At 66.6% G+C, this 18675-nt stretch carries 15 protein-coding genes; 5 read left to right on the top strand and 10 right to left on the bottom strand.

Annotated elements, in window-relative coordinates:
- The first annotated feature begins 62 nt into the window (after positions 1–62).
- Complete coding sequence (locus ABRP28_RS15790; RefSeq protein WP_374152865.1) at positions 63–1253, top strand: glycosyltransferase 87 family protein; 1191 nt, start codon at positions 63–65, stop codon at positions 1251–1253.
- An 8-nt stretch (positions 1254–1261) separates the two neighbouring features.
- On the opposite strand, the gene ABRP28_RS15785 is transcribed toward ABRP28_RS15790, so the two are convergent.
- From ABRP28_RS15785 to ABRP28_RS15770, 4 genes are all read right to left on the bottom strand, one after another.
- Positions 1262–2593 carry a phosphoribosyltransferase gene (locus tag ABRP28_RS15785; RefSeq protein WP_350004195.1) on the bottom strand — a complete coding sequence of 444 codons (1332 nt, stop codon included), beginning with the start codon at positions 2591–2593 and terminating at the stop codon, positions 1262–1264.
- A gap of 74 nt (positions 2594–2667) precedes the next feature.
- Positions 2668–3000, bottom strand: coding sequence for a CU044_2847 family protein (locus tag ABRP28_RS15780; protein WP_350004194.1), 333 nt, complete (start codon positions 2998–3000; stop codon positions 2668–2670).
- A 121-nt stretch (positions 3001–3121) separates the two neighbouring features.
- A complete protein-coding gene (gene mptB / locus ABRP28_RS15775; protein WP_350004193.1) occupies positions 3122–4741 on the bottom strand; it encodes a polyprenol phosphomannose-dependent alpha 1,6 mannosyltransferase MptB in 1620 nt (539 codons plus the stop codon).
- Between the two features lie 182 nt (positions 4742–4923).
- Positions 4924–6075: a diguanylate cyclase gene (locus tag ABRP28_RS15770; RefSeq protein ID WP_350004249.1), complete on the bottom strand. Its 1152-nt coding sequence runs from the start codon at positions 6073–6075 to the stop codon at positions 4924–4926.
- Positions 6076–6220: 145 nt separating this feature from the next.
- On the opposite strand from ABRP28_RS15770, the gene ABRP28_RS15765 reads away from it, so the two are divergent.
- Positions 6221–6457: a zinc-ribbon domain-containing protein gene (locus ABRP28_RS15765; protein ID WP_350004192.1), complete on the top strand. Its 237-nt coding sequence runs from the start codon at positions 6221–6223 to the stop codon at positions 6455–6457.
- Between the two features lie 30 nt (positions 6458–6487).
- On the opposite strand, the gene ABRP28_RS15760 is transcribed toward ABRP28_RS15765, so the two are convergent.
- Entirely contained in the window at positions 6488–7846 is a 1359-nt protein-coding gene (locus tag ABRP28_RS15760; RefSeq protein WP_350004191.1) for an Nramp family divalent metal transporter, read from the bottom strand.
- Positions 7847–8239: 393 nt separating this feature from the next.
- Here ABRP28_RS15760 and rsgA point away from each other — a divergent pair, with 393 nt between their 5' ends.
- Positions 8240–9436, top strand: coding sequence for a ribosome small subunit-dependent GTPase A (gene rsgA, locus ABRP28_RS15755; RefSeq protein ID WP_350004190.1), 1197 nt, complete (start codon positions 8240–8242; stop codon positions 9434–9436).
- Positions 9437–9571: 135 nt separating this feature from the next.
- On the top strand, positions 9572–10597 hold the full coding sequence (locus ABRP28_RS15750) for a LacI family DNA-binding transcriptional regulator (RefSeq protein ID WP_350004189.1): 1026 nt from the start codon (positions 9572–9574) through the stop codon (positions 10595–10597).
- A gap of 37 nt (positions 10598–10634) precedes the next feature.
- On the opposite strand, the gene ABRP28_RS15745 is transcribed toward ABRP28_RS15750, so the two are convergent.
- From ABRP28_RS15745 to ABRP28_RS15725, 5 genes are read right to left on the bottom strand one after another with little or no spacing between them, the layout of a single operon-like run.
- Positions 10635–11696 (bottom strand): LacI family DNA-binding transcriptional regulator, encoded by a 1062-nt coding sequence (locus tag ABRP28_RS15745; protein WP_350004188.1) that lies wholly within the window; start codon positions 11694–11696, stop codon positions 10635–10637.
- Positions 11696–13180, bottom strand: coding sequence for a family 1 glycosylhydrolase (locus tag ABRP28_RS15740; RefSeq protein ID WP_350004187.1), 1485 nt, complete (start codon positions 13178–13180; stop codon positions 11696–11698). The genes ABRP28_RS15745 and ABRP28_RS15740 overlap by 1 nt, the downstream gene beginning before the upstream one ends.
- Positions 13177–14094 (bottom strand): carbohydrate ABC transporter permease, encoded by a 918-nt coding sequence (locus ABRP28_RS15735; RefSeq protein ID WP_350004186.1) that lies wholly within the window; start codon positions 14092–14094, stop codon positions 13177–13179. Before ABRP28_RS15735 ends, ABRP28_RS15740 begins: the two co-directional genes overlap by 4 nt.
- Positions 14091–15080: a sugar ABC transporter permease gene (locus ABRP28_RS15730; RefSeq protein ID WP_350004185.1), complete on the bottom strand. Its 990-nt coding sequence runs from the start codon at positions 15078–15080 to the stop codon at positions 14091–14093. Before ABRP28_RS15730 ends, ABRP28_RS15735 begins: the two co-directional genes overlap by 4 nt.
- 2 nt (positions 15081–15082) lie before the next feature.
- Positions 15083–16375, bottom strand: a complete 1293-nt coding sequence (locus ABRP28_RS15725; RefSeq protein ID WP_350004184.1) for an extracellular solute-binding protein — start codon at positions 16373–16375, stop codon at positions 15083–15085.
- A gap of 287 nt (positions 16376–16662) precedes the next feature.
- Here ABRP28_RS15725 and ABRP28_RS15720 point away from each other — a divergent pair, with 287 nt between their 5' ends.
- Positions 16663–18624 (top strand): adenylyl cyclase, encoded by a 1962-nt coding sequence (locus ABRP28_RS15720; protein WP_350004183.1) that lies wholly within the window; start codon positions 16663–16665, stop codon positions 18622–18624.
- The last annotated feature ends 51 nt before the right edge of the window (positions 18625–18675 follow it).

The raw sequence follows: 18675 nt of genomic DNA, 5'->3' as shown, positions 1-18675 counted from the left end.
TCTCCGTCCGCAGCAAACTCCTGCCGGCAAAGGCGGTTGACTGGTTCGCCCGCCCTTCCAGCGTGTGGTGGGGATTCGCCGTCGTCCATCTCTACTTCCTTGGCTGGATGGCGTCCTTCTTCCTGCACGGTGACACGTTCAGCGACACAGAGCAGTACCGCCAGTGGGCCACGGACGGCTACAACCCCCAGGACCTCGACGGGAAAATCAGCCCGTGGGTGTACCCCGTGCTGGCGCAGATCCCCATCTTCCTGGCCAACATCGCCGGGCCAAGCCTCTACCTGCTGGCCTGGTTCCTGATCATCGCAGCCCTCAACGCCGTCGGACTCGCCTTCCTCACCCGCGGGCCGCGGAAGGTGGCCGGCATCGCCCCTGCCTGGTGGTGGCTGTTCTTCACCGTCTTCATGGGCTACCTCAGCTTCGCCCGCGTTGAGGGCATCACCGCGCCCATCGTGCTCATCGCCCTGCTCTATGCGGCGCAGCGGCCGGTGGTGGCCGGCGTCCTGCTCAGCATCGCCACCTGGATCAAGGTGTGGCCGGCGGCCGTGCTCGTGCCCATCGTGATTGCCAGCCGGAAGCGGGTCCAGGTGGTCCTTTCCGGCGTGGCGGTAACAGCGGTTGTCACCTTGGGCACCTGGCTCTCCGGCGGGCTGCCCCACATCATGGACTTCCTCCTGAACCAGGGCGAGCGCGGGATGCAGCTCGAAGCCACGTTCTCCACGCCGTGGGTATGGCTGAGCGTCTTCAACATTGCGGGTTCGAAGATGGCGGACAATACCGCCATCAACTCCACGGAGGTCTACGGCCCCGGAGCGGACACCGCAGCCTTCCTGATGCAGCCCCTGCTGATCCTCGCTGCCATCACCGCTGCAGTGCTGCTGGTCCGCGCCCTGAACCGCGGCGCCGAACGGGAGGAACTGTTCCTTGAGGGCTCCCTGATGATGGTCACCGCGTTCATCGTGTTCAACAAGGTGGGTTCCCCGCAGTTCATCATCTGGCTGGCGCCGGTGATCATCGCCGGGCTCACGCATGACTGGGAGCGGTGGAAGGTTCCTGCGGCGCTGCTGATGGGCATCGCAATGACCACCTTCGTCATCTACCCCCTGTTTTACACGCCCCTGATCCACGCCCATCCGGTGATGGCAGCCATCCTCACCACCCGGAACGTCCTCCTGGTGGTGCTGCTCTGGTGGTCCGTGAAACGCACTGCCGAACTGGGCCGGAAACCTGCGGCGGTGCCCGCGGGCGCGTAGCTGGCAGCTCAGGAAACCCCTGGTGCATCTTCCGCCACGCCCTCCGGCACCAGGTGGCGCGAGAACCATTCGGTGGCCAGGGCCGCGACCCGGGCGAGCGTGCCCGGCTCCTCGAAAAGGTGGGTGGCTCCAGGGATGACCTCCAGGTGTACCGGCGCCCGCATCAGGTCCATGGCCTGCCGGTTCAGTGCCAGGACCTGGGTGTCCGCACCCCCCACAAGCAGCAGGGTGGGTGCGCGCACCGCCGCAAGTCGCGGCCCGGCAAGGTCCGGCCTGCCGCCGCGGGAAACCACGGCGTCCACCTGCGCGCCCGGTTCGGCCGCCGCCCACAGCGCGGCGCCCGCCCCGGTACTGGCCCCGAAGTAGCCAACCCGGCATGCTGCAGTCTCATCCCTGCCCTTGAGCCAGCGGGTTGCTGCGCTGAGCCGCTGTGCCAGCAGGGGAATGTCAAAGACGTTTCCGCGGTCCACTTCCTCTTCGGGGGTGAGCAGATCCAAGAGCAGGGTGCCCAACCCCGCTTCCTCCAGGACGGAAGCAACGTAGCGGTTGCGCGGGCTGTGCCGGCTGCTGCCGCTGCCATGGGCGAAGACCACCACCGCCCGGCACTGGTCCGGAAGATGCAGGTCCCCATTGATTAACACCCCGTCCACTGCGATGCGGACGTCCTGGCCGACGGCAACCTGCCCTGGGCGGCCAATGTGCTCCCGCCGCGCCGCAGAGTCGAGCAGGTGGATCACTTCCTCATCATCCGTGGGTGAAAAGTCGCGGTAGTAGTAGCCCACCGCCTCGAAGTCGCGCGGGGAGACCAGAGAGAGGAACTGGTCCGCCTCGGGCAGGGAGTCCATGGCCCGTTCCGGCGCCACCGGGACGGCCAGGACCACCCGTGCTGCCCCCAGCTGGCGCGCCACCTTGCATGCCACCCGGGCCGTTGACCCGGTAGCGATGCCATCGTCCACAATGACGGCCGTACGGCCCTTGAGGTCCATGGGCGCCTTTCCCTGCCGGTACCGTTCCAGCCTGGAATCCAGCAGCGCACGCTCGCGCGCCTCAACCGTCCGGAGATCACCGTCCGTGACGCGGGCAAGGGACACCACCCGCCGGTCCAGTACCCGGGCCCCGCCTTCCCCGATGGCCCCCATGGCCACCTCCGGCTGGAACGGAACCCCCAGTTTGCGCACCACAATGATGTCCAAGGGAGCATCCAGGGCGTTCGCAACCTCGGCCGCCACGGGAACACCGCCGCGGGGCAGCCCCAGGACCACCACGTCCTCCCCGCGCAGCCCGGCCAGGGCGAGCCCCAGCTTCCGGCCCGCTTCAACCCGGTCCCGGAACTTATACATCCGGCCACCTCCTCGTGGGGAGACCAGTCATGCTCCGCTGCAGCGTGGAAGGCCTCCAGTTCCTGCAGGCGGGCTTACTCTTCCTCGGCCACGACATCCGGGGACGCCGACCAGGACATTCTCAGGACGAAGTGCCCGTCCGCAGTGTTCCGGGCGATCACCGCCCCCGCGGTTCCCGCGAGTTTCACGCCGAATTCCACTTCCATGTGTTCGGGTGCGATTTCCCGCATGGCGTCGACGACGGCCGCTGCTGCGGGGCGGACGGCGGCCAGGGCATCCTCCAGGCGCCGGCCCGCATCCAGGATGCCCTGCTCGTTCCTCGCAGGGTGTTCCACGCCGTAGCTGTTGGCCGCCACTTCAACCAGGACAGTCCCGGAGCCCACCTCGTACCGGACTACCTCAGTCATGCCAAGCACCCTTCTCCTCTGCTCCGGCCGGGGCGGGCAAGAGCCACGGGCGCGGGGGCCAATACCCCTTCACTAGACACCTGCCCCTGCTGGCGCAACAGGGTCAAAAGGCCCGGACGGCTCAGCGGCTTCCCAGCTTCTCCCGGCCTGGCTCCTCCGCCCGGCCACGCCTGGCATCCCGCATAGCCAGCAGCCACCTCCAGCCCCGCCTGGCGAGGTCCAGAGGCCTGCCTTCGATCAGCAGCTTGCGTGTATGCACGTCAAGGAATAGAAGGTAGAACGTAAATGCCAGCGCCGTGATGAATGCCAGCGACGACGCATCGATGGGCAGCTCCACGAAGGACCAGACGGAGAGCTGGTCCTGCGCCCCGAACACCACGAAGAACGTCACGCCGACGTACAGCGACCTGATCTGCCAGTCGTCGCGGATACCCGTAACGGCCAGGAACGGCAGGAACCACAGGATGTACCACGGCTGGATGATGGGCGAAAGCATCACGACGGCGGTGAACGCCAGGGCCATCCGGCGCACCGCCAGCGAATAGTCGCCCCGGAACATCAGCAGCAGGACAAGTCCGATCGCGGCCCATTTCATGCCCGTCCGCAACAGGGTGGCGAAGGTCCCGCCGGGGAGTCCCAGGACGTTGGCGAGGAACTCCACCTGCTGGCCCAGGAAGCCGGACGGCGAGTAGCCGGTGTACCCCGGCGTGGGGTCCATGATGGCCCATGTCCAGCCGATGCCGAGGTTGTAGGGGATGCCGCTCAGGACCAGCACGCCGAAGCTGATGCCCGCCGTCGCAGCCCAGATCAGGAACTTCCGCGTCCAGGACGCGGACGGGCCCGCCCACATTACCCCGATGAACGGCAGGAGGAGAACGGTAATGGGTTTGATGCCGATGGACGCGGTGACCAGGAGGATGCCCACCAGGTAGCGGCGGGTGGCGGCGAAGTAGACGCCGGCGACGGCGAGGCCCACCATGAGGGCGTCGTTATGGGCACTGGCAATGAAGCTGATCAGGAACAGCGGGTTGGCCACCGAGATCCAGAGCGCCCGGGCGCCGTTGATGCCATGGAGTTCCGCCAGTTTGGGGACGTAGATGACGCACAGCAGGACGCCGACGCCGGCCAGGAGGCGGAAGAGCAGCACGGACACGTCAGGCTGGGCACCGGTCAGCCCCACCACCCCGCGTGCCAGCCAGAGGAAGTAGGGCCCGTAGGGTGTCCGGTTTTCCGCCCATGCCGGGTCCGCTCCCAGCGAAAACCAGTTGCTGAGGCTGGAGATGCCCACTTCGTAGGGATTCTGGCCCTCCATCACCAGCCTGCCCTGGCCTGTGTAGGCGTACACGTCCCGCGAGAACACCGGGACGCAGAAGAGCAGCGGCAGTGACCAGGCGGAGATGGCGACCACCACGGACCGCAGCGAGGACTGGCCCCAGTCCGCCAGCCGCTGGCCCAGCCGAAGCCAGGAACGCATCAACACCATCGCACCCACGGTGAGCAGCACGGTGGACACCGTGACTCCCCAGCCCTCGGTGCGGAGGGCGATGACCACCGGCTGGCGGATCATGGGTGAGCCGTTGGCGATCCAGCCCGTGCCGATGGAGCCGATAAACATCATGAGGGCTCCGATGAAGCCCTCAATGGTGGCAAGGTAGGCGCGGCCTGTAGCCGGGCCGGAGGCTTTGGCCGGCGCGCCCGGCTGAGTCTCCGAAGTCCCGGGGTGTGACCCGCCTGCCGTCATGAGTGTCTGGTCCCTTACTTGGTTACGGCGCTGGTTGGACCAGCAAAAAGGCCGCCCTGCAACCCCGCCATTTTATCAGCAGGGGTTCCCGCTCCCCTTGGGTTACGGACCGCCCGGAAGCCACAGTTTGGCAACAGGCCCGGGAGCATGGCCTGCACAGCCCCCACTTCCGCTGGCCCCTGCTAGCGCATCCGGTCGCTGCGGGCGGTCTGGTTCCGGCCCAGCGACTTGGCCATGTACAGTGCGGCATCGGCTGAGGCGATCAGGCGCTCCACGTCCGTCGCGGCGCCGTCGTACGTTGAAATGCCGTAGCTGACGGTGGGCATTTCCATCCCGTCCGCGGTGGTCGCGGCGGCAAGGCGGTTGCTGATCGACGAGGCGATGAGTTCCGCCCGCTCGGCGCTGGCGCCGGGAACGAGGAGGACGAATTCCTCCCCGCCGTAGCGGCCCACCAGGTCGGTGGGACGGACAGTGGCCGTGCACGCATCGGCGAAGGTCTGGAGGGCGAGGTCCCCGGCGGCATGCCCGTAGGTGTCGTTGACGGACTTGAAGTGGTCCAGGTCCGCCAGGACCAGGGCGCCCGATCCCCTGGTGATGGACAGGTCCGCCAGCTGTTCCGCCGCCATTTCCAGGAAGGCCTTGCGGTTCAGCAGCCCCGTGAGGTCGTCGCGTGAGGCCACCATCCGCAGGGCCCGGGTCTGCTGCTCGCTGCTGAGGGCCGCCATGCTGAAGGAAACCACCACCAGCAGGACCATGGTCACCAGGGTGGTGACCGCAGAGCCGAACACGCTCTGGAAGATCGGCCCGTTTTGGCCCTCCAGCATGAAGGCAAACCAGCGCAGGAGGTAGAACACGGAGAGCCCGCCGGCGGCAACGGCCATGGGAATCCGGACCCGGGTGTATCCCGGTTCCAGGCGCCAGAGCTCGCGGGACGCAAGTCCGATGGTGAGGCTCATCGCCGCCAGGAACACCGGCCCGCCGGACCAGGTGTTGGTGGCCGGATTATCGAGGGCGGAGGCCACCAGCGTGACCAGGGGGATGCCGGTGAAGGCCCACTTTGGCGGCGCCACGGTCCGCAGCGACCGGGCACCCGCCCACACTGCCACCCCGCCGTGCACCAGCAGCACATTCCCCAGCGGATTGGCCCAGACCTGGTGGGCCGTGCCGTCCAGCAGGAAGCAGGCCGATCCTGCAAGGAAAAACAGCAATGCCAGGCACCACCAGCCGCTGTATGGCGAGCGCGTCACCCGGTAGGCGGAGAAGTAGAAAAGGAACACCAGCACCAGCGCCATCAGGCCGAACGCAATGCGAAGGGTCGCCGTATCCAGGACCATGTTTGCCGAAATCCCCCTGATAACGAACATTGCGCGGACCCCCAGTATCGCACCGCTCCGGGAGGCTGTCAGGATGGGCTATCGGCTGGTCCAGGGCCTAATGTTGTCAGGACAGCCAGCAGGACTGCCCCGAAAGGCCAGACCCATGTTCCTCCTCTTTGGTTTCAAGACGGTACTGACGGCGCTGCCCGGCAAACCGGCCACCTGCCAGTACTGCCGCTCCTTCGCCCACCACCGCCTTGAAGAGCGTGCCACCAAGTTCACGCTCTTCTTTATTCCGGTGTTCACCACGTCCCGGAAATACAACATCACGTGCACCAACTGCGGGTACGTTTCGAGCATCTCGGCGCGGCAGAAGCGGGCGCTGGAACTGCAGCGGTAGCCAATTAGCCTTGGTTAGAGGCAACAGCCGTCAGCCGCCGAAGAGCGGCGAAAGGGAAGTCCAGAACTGCCGGATGCCCAGGACGATGAACAGCAGGGCGCAGAGCCCCAGCGCGATGTTGGAGTGGAGCTTGTTGGCCCAGGCCTTGGGGATCCGCCTGCCGTTGAGCAGCCCCAGCAGGGTCAGCGCCAGGAACGGCATGAACAGCGAACCCAGGGCCCCGTACAGCAGGATCAGGCCGATCGGCTGGCCCAGCGCGAAGAGGACCATGGGCGGGAAAGTAAGCCACAGGATGTAGAACCTGAAGTATTTTCCACCCACGCGGGTATCCGGGTGGCCGGACTCCTTGCCGCGCATGTTGCCCCAGAAGTCGGCGAACATCAGGGAGACGCCGTTCCAGACGCCGATGATGGAGGAGAAGGACGCGGCCCAGAAACCCACCAGGAACCCGGTGCCCACAATGTCTCCGTATTCCGCCTTCAGCACACCGTAGAGATCCAGCAGCCCTTCGTCGCTGGCGCTGAGGGATACCCCTGCCGAGCGCACGACCTCCGCACCCACAATGAGCATGGCGATGACGAAGATGCCGGTCATTACGTAAGCCATGGAGTTGTCGATCCGCATGACCTTCATCCACTTGGGCGTGTACCAGCCCTTCTCGCGAAGCCAGTAGCCGTAGGCGGCGAGCGTAATGGTGCCGCCCACCCCGCCGGCCAGCGCCAGCGTGTAGAAGATGCCGCCGTCCGTGGAGGGAATCATCGGGATCAGACCGGCAAGCATTTCCGGAATGTTCGGGGCGGCAATCACGGCCAGCCCCACCACGGTCACGAACATCAGGCCCACCAGCACGGCGGTGATCTTCTCGAAGGTAGCGTATTTTCCCCACCAGACCATCGCGAAACCGGCGAGTCCCATCAGGATGGCCCACGCCCACAGCGGCAGGAACGGAAACACTGCAGCCAGGGGCAGCGCCGCAGAGGACATGGCTGTGGCCCCGTACACGAACCCCCAGATCATGATGTAAGGACCGAAGTACCAGGTGGTCCACTTGCCCAGGGAGCGCCAGCCCTCAAAGATGGTCTTTCCGGTTGCCAGCGTGTACCGGCCGGCCCCCTCGACGAGGATGATCTTCAGGACCACACCCACAATGACTGCCCAGAAAAGGCCGTAGCCGTAGCGGGAGCCCGCCACCAGGGTGGCCACCATGTCAGCGGCACCCACGCCGGTGGCAGCCACCACCAGGCCGGGACCGACGATGCGCCACTTCGCCGGACGGCCGCCGTCGTCATCGATCCTGTCCGCGTGGCTGCTTCCGGGCCCGCTCTCCTTGCCCGCGTTCAACACGGCATCGTTCCTTGCAGCGGCCCGGTCCATGGCGTCATCGCCCATGGTTCCTCCTCAATTCGTGCTGCGTCCCTGGAAAACACAACTGCAGCCAACCTATGCCCGAACCGGCGCCCCATCAAAGAACAACGTGCTGGTCCGGGGCACATTCCGGGATTTACGGGTTGGGTTCAGGGCTCTGGTGGATTCCGGCGGCCGGGGCTAAAGTGGGTTCCGCCGGATGCTGCCGGCGGAACCCACGGGACCTGACGCCGGTCCCCACGGCTCGAGAGGGAGGTGGTTTTGATGACTGTTGCAGCCCTGCGCCTTGAGCGCTCCGCACCCATCATCCAGACTCTTCCCCTGTACCGCACCGACCCCGCCTGACCTCACCGCGGAGCGCCAACACCCCCAGGCCAATGACGGCCGGAGCGCAGGGGCCTTCCCTGAGGTATCACAGTGAAATCATCATCAGGCCACGGCCTGGACAGCATCACCACGTCAAGCAGCACCACTCCGGACACCAGCCCTGCCAGCAGCAATGGCCCAGGCAACAACGGGCCGGTTGCCTACGGCTACACCGCGGCGGTTGCCCGGCATTTCAGCAGCCACCCCCTGCCGGGGGCAACGGAGCGCGGCCGCGTGGTCCGCGTGGACCGGTCCCGGCTGCTGGTGGCGGCTGGACCAGACCTGCTCCACCTTCCGTATCCGCTGACCGGTGAAGCGGCCGTCACCGGCGACTGGGTGTGGATGGGGCCCAACAGGGGCGGGGAACGCCAGATCCTCGGCGTCCTTCCACGGCTCTCGGAGCTCAGCCGGAAACGCGCCTTCGAGGACTCCTCCGCCGCGCAGGTCCTGGCCGCCAACATGGACACTATTGGCGTGGTGGTGCCGGTGGACCGGCCGTTGACGCACAACCGGCTGGAGCGCACCCTGGTGGCCGCGTGGGACTCCGGCGCCGCTCCGCTGGTGATCGTCACCAAGGCGGACCTCGCCGGGGTGGCGGACGACGTCGTCGGGAAAGTCATCCTGCAGGCGGCGGGCGTGGAGGTGGTCACCACATCGGCGGAAACCGGCGACGGCGTCCCCGAACTGCTGGCGCACATCCCGGCGGGCGGCACCATCGTCCTCCTGGGGCCGTCCGGCGCCGGAAAGTCCACGCTCATCAACGCCCTGGTGGGCCGCGAAGTCCAGCACACCGGGGAGGTGCGGTCCGGCGACTTCAGGGGAAAGCACACCACCACCTCCCGGGAACTCGTGCCCCTACCCAACGGGACTGTCCTCATGGACACCCCCGGCGTGCGGGGTTTCGGGTTGTTCGACGCCGAGGACGGCATGGGCGGGATGTTCGATGACATCGAGGCGCTGGCCGGCCGGTGCAGGTTCTCGGACTGCGCCCACCAGGGCGAGCCCGGCTGCGCAGTGCAGGAGGCCATTGCGGTCGGTGCGCTGGAGGAACGCCGCTGGCACAACTACCTGAAGCTGCAGCGGGAGCTGGCCGCACTGGCCCGCCGGCACGACGCCGCAGCGCAGCGTGCCTACCAGCGCGAATGGCACCAGAAAGTGGTCATGGCCGGCAGGTCCCAGCGTTCCGCCGAGCGCGGGCTCCATGAGCAGCAGGACCGGCAGGACCGGGCCGGGCGCAAGCGGCGTTGAATGACGGCGGTGCCCTGCAGGGGCGGGCACCACCGTCGCAGGGCATCGCCGTGCCCTCCAACCGGTTGAGTCGATTCAACGTTGTAAAGTGGGCGGTACTGGCCTGCGGGCCGCGGTTAAACCTAAGGGACTGGGATGGCGGCAACTCTTCACGATGTGGCGCGCGTGGCGGGCGTGTCCTTCAAGACCGTCTCCAACGTGATCAACAACCACCCGCACGTCCGCGACACCACCCGCGCCAAGGTGGAGAAGGCCATCGCGGAGCTGGGCTACCGCCCCAACCTCACCGCCCGCAGCCTCCGCTCCGGACACACCGGCGCCATCACCCTGGCCCTGCCGCAACTGAGCCTGCCGTACTTCGCCGAACTTGCGGACGCGGTCATCGAGGCTGCCGCCAAGCACGGGCTGGTGGTGCTGGTTGAGCAGACCGGCGCTGACCGGAAGCGCGAGCTTGAGGTAATGGCCAGTCCGCGGCTCAAGATGTCCGACGGCCTGATCTTTAGCCCGCTGGCGCTCGGCCAGGAGGACGCCGGCCTGATCAAGGCGGACGTTCCGGTAGTCCTCCTCGGCGAGCGCATCTTCGGCAGTTCCTCGGACCACGTCACCATGCAGAACGTGACGGCCGCCCGGGCCGCCACCGAACACCTGCTGGACCTGGGGAAGAAGCGCATCGCCGTCGTCGGCGCCCACGAGGGCGAGGTCATCGGCTCGGCCGGCCTCCGCCTGCGCGGATACAAAGAGGCGCTGGAAGGTCGCGGCATTCCGTACGACGACGGGATCGTCGCCTACGTGGTGGACTGGCACCGGTCCAACGGCGCGGCGGCCATGCACGACCTGCTGGACCGCGGCGCCTCCTTCGACGCCGTCTTTGGCCTGAACGACACCTTGGCCCAGGGCGCCGTGCGTGTCCTGCAGGAAGCCGGATACCGGGTCCCGGACGACGTCGCGGTGATCGGCTTCGATGACCTTGACGAAACCCGGTACTCCCTCCCCACCCTGAGCACGGTGGACCCCGGCCGGACCGAGATCGCCGAGACCGCCATCCGGATGCTGATGGAACGGATCAAGGACCCGGACGGAATGCCGCCCCGCGAAGTGGAAACGGCGTTCCGTGTAGTGCCGCGGGAATCCACCGTGGGCGCCGGTGCACGGCCCACCTGACGGTCCAGGCTGACCACTCCGCCCTGCCGGAGCGGAACTATCCGCCGTGCGCCACGGTGCTGCCGCGGACAACCAGCTCGGCCGGGTAGATGACCGGATCGAGCTGCTCTTCCGGGTTTTCGATCACGCGGATCAGGAGCTTCCCGGCGGTCACGGCCATGTCCACCATGGGCTGGGTCACCGTGGTGAGGCCCATGCCGTTGGCGGCCAGGAGGGAATGGTTGTCGAACCCCACAACGGCAACATCCTCCGGAACCTTCCGGCCGCCGCCCCGCACCACGTCAATGACGCCCAGCGCCATCAGGTCAGAGGCGGCGAAAACACCGTCCAGCTCCGGCGACCCGGAGAAAAGGTCCCGTGCCGCTTCAGTGCCGCCCGCCGTCGTAAAGTCACCGTGGATGACCGGGCCGGGCTGCAGCCCGGCCTCCCGGACACCCTGCATCCAGCCTTCCAGACGGTCAACTGCCGCCGTCATGTCCGCGGGTCCTGCCACGGTTCCCAACCGGGTGCGCCCGGCGTCCGCCAGGTGGCGGGCGGCAAGCCGGCCGCCCTCGAAGTTGTCCAGGTCCACATAGGGGACCCCGAACCCCATCGCCCAGGGCCTGCCGATGAAAACGGTGGGCAGGCCCGTTGTGCCGAGGGTCTCCGCCCAGTCGTCCGCCTTGTGGAACGAGACCACGATCGCGCCGTCCACGTGCCCGCCCCGCAGGTAGCGCAGGGTCCGGGCGGAGTCATCCCCCGCCCGGGACATCAGCAGCACCAGCTGCATGTCGGTGCCCCGGAGGGCTTCGTTGACGCCGGTGATGACGGCGGCGAAGAAGGGGTCCATCATCACCCGTGCGTCCGGCTCCGGAATGACCAGCGCAATGGACCCGGTGCGCCTGGTCACCAAGGACCGGGCCGCACGGTTCGGCGTGTAGCCGAGTGCCACGATGGCGGCGTCGACGGCGGCCTGGGCTTCCGGGCTGACCTTCAGCCCCCCGTTGATCGCACGGGAGGCGGTGGAGCGGGACACTCCGGCGGCCGTGGCAAGATCTTCAAGCGTCGGGCTGGGCCTCCCGGCTTGCAGGAGGCCGGGCCGGCGGGACTTTTCGTTCATTACACAGACAATACGACACCCGGCTCCGCAGGCGACACGGGGCTGCTGCCGGCCGGAATCGCGTTCGAGGCCGCCACCGCCGAGTACCACAACACACTGGCTTTCGGGATGCGCTCCTGGGTTGAATAATCCACCCGGACCAGGCCGAAGCGCTGGTGGTAGCCGAAGGACCACTCGAAGTTGTCCAGCAGGGACCAGGCCAGGTAACCGCGAACATCCACACCGTCCGCGATGGCCTCGTGCACTGCCCGGAGGTGCGCCGCGAAGAACCCCAGCCGGTCCTGGTCGTCCACAAAGCCCGCCTCGTCAGGGACGTCCTCGTAGGCTGCACCGTTTTCGGTGATGTAGACGGGGATCCCGGCCGGGCCGGTGTACTCCGCCTGCAGCCGGTTGAGCAGGCGCCGCAGCCCCTCTGGCTGGACCTCCCAGCCCATTCCCGTCACCGGCAGGCCGCGGGGCACCGAGCGGACGCCGTCGGCTGCCACGAACGGGGAGGACACCGGGCGGTCCGCCTGGCCTGGAGCCGACGTGGTCTCCTGTCCTGCCCGTTCCCCGGGATCCACCGGGTCCTTCGTGAGGGATTCCCCGTGGTAGTAGTTGACGCCGAGGAGGTCCAGCGGCGTGGAGATGATGTCCAGGTCCCCGTCCTGCACGAGCTCGGCCAGGCCAAGGTGTGCCACGTCTGCCAGAAGGTCGGCCGGGTATTCGCCCCTGAACAGCGGATCCAGGAAGATCCTGTTGAACTGGCCGTCGATCCGCCTGGCCGCGTCCCGGTCCCCCTCGCTGCCGGGATCCCGCGGATCCGGGACCGTCAGGTTCAGGGTGATGCCCAGGGTGGCGTCCGGGTCCTCGCGGCGGAGGCCGCGGGCTGCCAGGCCGTGGCCGAGCAGGAGGTGGTGGGCGGCAGCCAAAGCTGCCCGCGGGTCCTGCCGTCCCGGCGCATGGACGCCCGCCGCATAGCCCAGGAAGGCCGAGCACCACGGTTCGTTGAGGGTGGTCCAGATCCGGACCCGGTCGCCCAGGACGCCGTGCATGAGTGCCGCGTATTCGGCGAAACGGTAGGCGGTGTCCCGGTTGGCCCAGCCGCCCTTGTCCTCAAGTGCCTGCGGCAGGTCCCAGTGGTAGAGGGTCAGCCACGGCGTGATTCCGGCAGCCAGCAGTTCATCCACCAGGCGGGAGTAGAAGGCGATCCCCTCAGGATTGGGCGTCACGCCGTCCGGCATGCAGCGGGCCCAGGACGTGGAGAACCGGTAGGCCTTCATGTGCAGCTGGTCCATCAGCGCCACGTCCTCCTTGTAGCGCCGGTAGTGGTCGCAGGCCACGTTCCCATTGTGGCCGTCCGCCACGGCACCGGGCAGCCGGGCGAACACGTCCCAGATGGAGTCCTGCCGCCCCCCGGTGTGTGCTGCGCCTTCGATCTGGTACGCAGCTGTTGCCGCGCCCCAGAGAAAGCCCTCCGGAAACGGAAGTTGGGTGGAACTCATCCTTTTACTGCTCCTTGCATAATTCCAGATACGAGTTGACGGCCTGCCGCGATAAACAGGAGCAGGAGCGGGACGGTGGCCAGGACGGCTCCGGCCAGGACCACGGAGTAGTCCACGAAGTGGGCGGCCTGCAGCAGCTGCAGCGCCACCGGGAGGGTGGGGTTGGACGGGTCAAGGACAATGAACGGCCAGAAAAAGTTCGTCCAGGTGGCCACGAAAGTGAACAGGGCGAGCATGGCGGCCGCAGGGCGGGCTGCGGGGAATCCGATGTACCAGAAGGCCTGGATCATGGAGGCCCCGTCCATCCGCACGGCCTCGATGAGCTCATCGGGGAGGGCGTCACGGAGGTATTGGGTCATCCAAAAGACGCCGAAGGCGGTGACCACGCCCGGGATGATGACGGCCCACAGCGAGCCGGTCCACCCCAGCCTGGACATCACGATGAACAGCGGGACCACGCCCAGCTGGGTGGGAACCGCCATGGTTGCGATGACGAACACCAGCAGCCCCTTGCTGCCGCGGAAGCGCAGCTTGGCAAAGGCGAATCCGGCAAGGGTGGAAAATACGACGACGGACGCCGCGGTCACGCACGACACGAGAAGGCTGTTGCCCATTGCCTTCCAGAACGGGATGCTGTCAAAGACTTTCGCGGCGTTGGCCAGGAAGTTTCCGCCGGGCAGCAGCGGGATGCCGCGGCTCAGGACCGTATTGTCGTGGCTGCCCACCAGGAAGGACCAATAGAGCGGAAAGAGGGACGCCAGCAGGACGGCACCCAGGAAGCCGTAGGTGAGAAAACCCGGCCGGCGGGCGCCGCCGTGGCCGCCCCCCGAGCGCCTGGCCCCTGGTCCGCGGCGCGCTGCTGCCCGGGCGGCCCCCTTCCCGGCGGTCTGTTCGATCATGGGGATGGAGCTCACTTGCGGCCTCCCTGGCTTGCAATGCGCTTGGTGATGAGGAAGTTGAGCAGGGCGATCAGCACAATGATCAGGAAGAGCAGCCAGGCCACGGCAGAGGCCCTGCCGAAGTTGCGCTGGCCCCAGCCGAGTTCCCAGATATACATCGTCAGCGTCTGCCACTGCCTGTCCGCACCGCCCAGGCCGGACTGGTCAAAGACCCGCGGCTCGTCGAAGATCTGCAGTCCGCCGATGGTGGAGGTGATCACCACGAAGATCACCGTTGGCCGCAGCATGGGCACTGTTACGGAGAAGAACTGCCGGAGCCTGCCGGCGCCGTCGATGGTTGCCGCTTCGAAGACGTCGCGCGGGATCGCCTGCATGGCCGCGAGGAAGATCAGCGCGTTGTAACCGGTCCAGCGGAAGTTCACCATGGTGGCAATAGCCAGATGGCTGGCAACGGAATCGGAATGCCACCGGACCGGGTCCAGCCCTACCGCCGTCAACATCCCGTTAATCAGCCCAAACTGGTCCGCGAAGAGGTTGTTGAAGATCAGGCCCACCGCCACCGGCGCCACGACGAACGGCACCAGGACCCCCATCCGCCAGAACGTCCGGGCCCGCAGGTTCGCGTCCAGCACCGCCGCTATGACCAGGGCGATGACAACCTGGGGCACGGAGGACAGGATGAAGATGCTGAAGGTGTTGCCTACGGCGTTCCAGAAGTAGGGCTGGGCCACAACGAAGGCGTAGTTTTCCAGGCCCGTGAACTTCCCCTGCCCACCAATGAGGTTCCAGTTGTGCAGGGAAACCCAGGCGGTGTACACCAGCGGAAAGAACCCGGTGACGGCAAACAGGATAAAGAACGGTGAGATGTAGAGGTAGGGGGACAGCTTGACGTCCCACTTGGAGACCTGCTGCGAGAAGGCCAGGCGCCGGACACCCTTCGTGTCATCAGGCGGGACCTGCCCCGCAGCGCTCCGTGGCCGGACCCGGTCGGTGACAGCCATGCCTAGAGGGACTTCACTGCGGTGACGAACTTCTCCCAGGAGGAGGCGGCGTCGTCCGACTTGTCAACGTCCACGCGGGTGAGGGCCTGCTGCATGGCGTCGTTGATGGCGAAGTACTTGGTTCCCTTGAAGGGCGTGACCTCAACGGCCTTGGCGCGTTCGGCAAAGATCTGGCCGGTGGGCGCACCGTTGAAGAACTCGTTCGTCTGGCCCAGCAGTTCGCTGCTTTCCAGCGCCTCCTTCTGGCTCGGGAAGGTGCCCTTGGCGGTGAAGGCCTTGATCTGCTGCTCAGGGGCGGTCAGCCAGCCTGCCAGCTTCTTGGCCTCGGCCTGGTGTTCGCCCTGGGTGGGGACTGTCAGGTAGGAGCCGCCCCAGTTTCCGCCGCCGCCGGGGAAGACGTTGGCAACATCCCAGCCGGTGACGCCTGCCGCGTTGCCCTCGATAACTCCGAGCATCCAGCCCGGGCAGAGGGTTGTTGCGAAGGCACCTGTCTGGAAGCCGGAGGCCCAGTCATCGCTCCACTGGCTGAGGTGGGCGGACAGCCCGTCCTCGGTGGAGGCCTTCAGGACCTGGTTGTAGGTGTCCTTGACCTTCTGGTTCTCCGTGGCGATGACGGTGCCGTCCTCTTCCTCGTAGACCTTTTCAAGCTGGTTGCTCATGCCCTGGTAGATGGCCCCCGCTGAGTCGAACCAGGCGGAATCCGGGTTGGCGGCCTTGTAGGCCTTGCCGGCTTCGAAGTAGCTGTCCCAGGTGGTTCCCAGCATTTTGGCAACTTCCCCGCGTTCGCTGGGCATGCCGGCCTTCTTGAGCAGCTCCGCGTTGTAGCAGACAGCTTCGGGGCCGGAGTCCGTCCCGTAGCCAAGGAGCTTTCCGTCGGCGGTGGTGGCGGCCTCGGCCTTCCAGTCCAGCCAGCGTCCTTCCACGGCGGGGTCGGCAAGGTCGGCAAACCGGTCCGGGTACTGCAGGAGTTCCGGAAGCCAGTCCACCTCAACGGCCTCAATATCGGACAAACCGGAGCCGGCTGCCAGGCGCGTGGTGAGGTTGTCCCGTGCTTCGTTGGTGGTTGCCGCCTTCTTGTGCTCGATGGTCACGTTGGGATTCAGCGTTTCGTACTCTTCAAAAAGCTCCTCGTAGCCGAACTCGTTGAAGGTGCCCACAGTAAGCGTCACGGGCTCTGAGCCGGTGGCGTCGTTGACGCCGCCCTTCTCGGGGGCTGCTGATCCGCAGGCCGTCAGCGACAGCGCCAGGGAGGCGGCCGCAGCGGACAGCACGGTGAACGTGGTTGGGTTTTTCACGGGGAAGACTCCTTCGTCAGAAAAATGCCTTGCCGGTCCGCGTGGACGGCCGGAGGCGGAGAAGTGGTGAGCGACTGGCCGGGATGATGCTGTGGTGGGAGCGCTCTCACCACATGGTGTCCCACCTCACAGCTCCTTGTCAAGAAGTAGTAGGAGCGCTTCCACGCAACCCTTGCCCACACCACTGGGCGGTGTTACGCTTCCCCGACGAGAGCGCTCCCACGGCCGCCCCGATCAAGCCGCCTGCAGTCAGCCTCGACGAATCCCACCAAAGAACAGGACCAGCAATGCCGCTAGCCCATCTCCCCCATCCGCCGCGCTCCGGCAGGCCGCAAGACCCGCCGCTGCGGCGCACGCAGGGCAGGGGCCGGCATGTCGCCGGCGCCGTTGCCCTCCTGGTCGGCCTGATCGGCAGTGGCGGAGGCATGGCCACCGCTGCCGGGACCGCCACGCCGGCCGCACCGCAAGCGCCGGCACCCCAGGCCCCTGCACCGGCCGCTCCCCCGGCCCTTCCCCAAAGCGTGGAACCGGACTTCGGCCCCAACGTCCGCATCTTCGATCCCAGCATGCCGGTGGCTGAAATCCAGGCCACGGTTGATTCCATCGCCGCCGAACAGGTGGACGACGAGATGGGGTCCAAACGCTACTCACTGCTGTTCAAGCCGGGAACTTACGGTAGTGCTGAGGAGCCGCTCATTGTCCAGGTGGGCTACTCCACCGAGGTGGCGGGCCTGGGCGCTTCCCCCACTGATGTCACCATCAACGGGCACGTGGACGTCTACAACCGGTGCCTCACTGCGGACAACTGCATTGCCTTGAACAACTTCTGGCGGTCCCTGTCCAACCTCACCATCAACGTCACCGGCCTCGAGGGCTGCCGCAGCTCCGCCAATTTCTGGGCAGCCTCACAGGCATCACCCATGCGGCGGATCAACATCACGGGCGGCAACCTCTCCCTCATGGACTACTGCACCGCGGGGCCGCAGTATGCCAGCGGCGGATTTATCTCCGATTCGAAGACCGGCGACGTCATCAATGGCTCGCAGCAGCAGTACTTCGTGCGGGACAGCAGCATTGGCAACTGGTCCAACGGGGTCTGGAACCAGGTCTTCTCCGGAGTGGATGGCGCACCGACGCAGTCCTTCCCCAACCCGCCGTACACCACCCTGGCGGATACCCCGATCAGCCGCGAAAAGCCTTACCTCACGCTGGATCCTGCCGGCCAGTACAGCGTGTTCGTTCCCGCCGTCCGCATGGATTCCTCCGGGACCACCTGGGAAAACGGCCCAACGCCGGGCCGCAGCATCCCGCTGGCCGAGTTCTATGTGGCCAGCCCCTCGGACTCCGCCAAGACCATCAACTCCCAGCTGGCACGCGGCAAGAACCTGCTGCTCACCCCCGGCGTTTACGGCATCGATGAGAGCATCGAGGTCAAAAGGGCCAACACGGTAGTCCTGGGGCTGGGCATCGCCACCCTCACCGCCGTCAACGGCGCCGTCCCGCTGACGGTTGCGGATGTGCCCGGCGTGGACATCGCCGCCGTCACTATCGACGCCGGTGAAGTGAATTCACCGGCTTTGATGCGGATCGGAAAGGCCCGGCAGGGCGAGGGCAGCGGGTCCGCCAACTCGGATATACACACCGATCCCGCCAACCCCACCACGCTCCACGACGTGTTCTTCCGGATCGGCGGACCGCACGTGGGCAAAGCCTCCGTCAGCCTGGAGGTCAACAGCGACAACGTCCTCCTGGACCACATCTGGGCCTGGCGCGCCGACCACGGCAACGGGGTGGGCTGGACCACCAATACCGGCAGGAACGGCGTGATCATCAACGGGGACAATGTCACCGCCACGGGCCTGTTCGTGGAGCACTACCAGGAGTACAACGTCATCTGGAACGGTGAGAACGGCAGGACCATCTTCTTCCAGAATGAGTTGCCCTACGACGCGCCAAACCAGGCCGCCTGGCAGCACGACGGGGTCCTGGGCTGGGCCGGCTACAAGATTGCAGACTCCGTCAAGACCCACGAACTCTGGGGCGGCGGCAGCTACGTTTACAACAACGTGGATCCCACCATCCACGCCACCCGGGGCTTTGAGGTACCCGTAACGCCGGGCGTGAAGCTGCACAGCCTGCTCACGGTCAATCTGGGCGCCGGCACGCTGGACCACGTCATCAATGACACCGGCGCACCGGTGTCAACGGACGCCGTCGGGGTCCCCAGCTACGTCCCCAGCTTCCCCTAACGAAGCTTCCTGACGAGTTTTTGTCCAGATACGGGGAGATAATCGCCCCGG

The sequence above is a fragment of the Pseudarthrobacter sp. WHRI 8279 genome (assembly GCF_040224115.2).
Taxonomy (GTDB): Bacteria; Actinomycetota; Actinomycetes; order Actinomycetales; family Micrococcaceae; genus Arthrobacter.
This window is presented reverse-complemented; position numbering and strand designations above follow the sequence as displayed.

Bases quoted from the DNA above. Each gene is read 5' to 3' on its own strand.
- ABRP28_RS15780 (WP_350004194.1), bottom strand. From the start codon at position 3,000: ATGACTGAGGTAGTCCGGTACGAGGTGGGCTCCGGGACTGTCCTGGTT.
- ABRP28_RS15740 (WP_350004187.1), bottom strand. From the start codon at position 13,180: ATGAGTTCCACCCAACTTCCGTTTCCGGAGGGCTTTCTCTGGGGCGCG.
- ABRP28_RS15720 (WP_350004183.1), top strand. From the start codon at position 16,663: ATGCCGCTAGCCCATCTCCCCCATCCGCCGCGCTCCGGCAGGCCGCAA.
- ABRP28_RS15765 (WP_350004192.1), top strand. From the start codon at position 6,221: ATGTTCCTCCTCTTTGGTTTCAAGACGGTACTGACGGCGCTGCCCGGC.
- ABRP28_RS15770 (WP_350004249.1), bottom strand. From the start codon at position 6,075: ATGGTCCTGGATACGGCGACCCTTCGCATTGCGTTCGGCCTGATGGCG.
- ABRP28_RS15745 (WP_350004188.1), bottom strand. From the start codon at position 11,696: ATGAACGAAAAGTCCCGCCGGCCCGGCCTCCTGCAAGCCGGGAGGCCC.
- ABRP28_RS15785 (WP_350004195.1), bottom strand. From the start codon at position 2,593: ATGTATAAGTTCCGGGACCGGGTTGAAGCGGGCCGGAAGCTGGGGCTC.
- mptB (WP_350004193.1), bottom strand. From the start codon at position 4,741: ATGACGGCAGGCGGGTCACACCCCGGGACTTCGGAGACTCAGCCGGGC.
- ABRP28_RS15750 (WP_350004189.1), top strand. From the start codon at position 9,572: ATGGCGGCAACTCTTCACGATGTGGCGCGCGTGGCGGGCGTGTCCTTC.
- ABRP28_RS15730 (WP_350004185.1), bottom strand. From the start codon at position 15,080: ATGGCTGTCACCGACCGGGTCCGGCCACGGAGCGCTGCGGGGCAGGTC.
- ABRP28_RS15760 (WP_350004191.1), bottom strand. From the start codon at position 7,846: ATGGGCGATGACGCCATGGACCGGGCCGCTGCAAGGAACGATGCCGTG.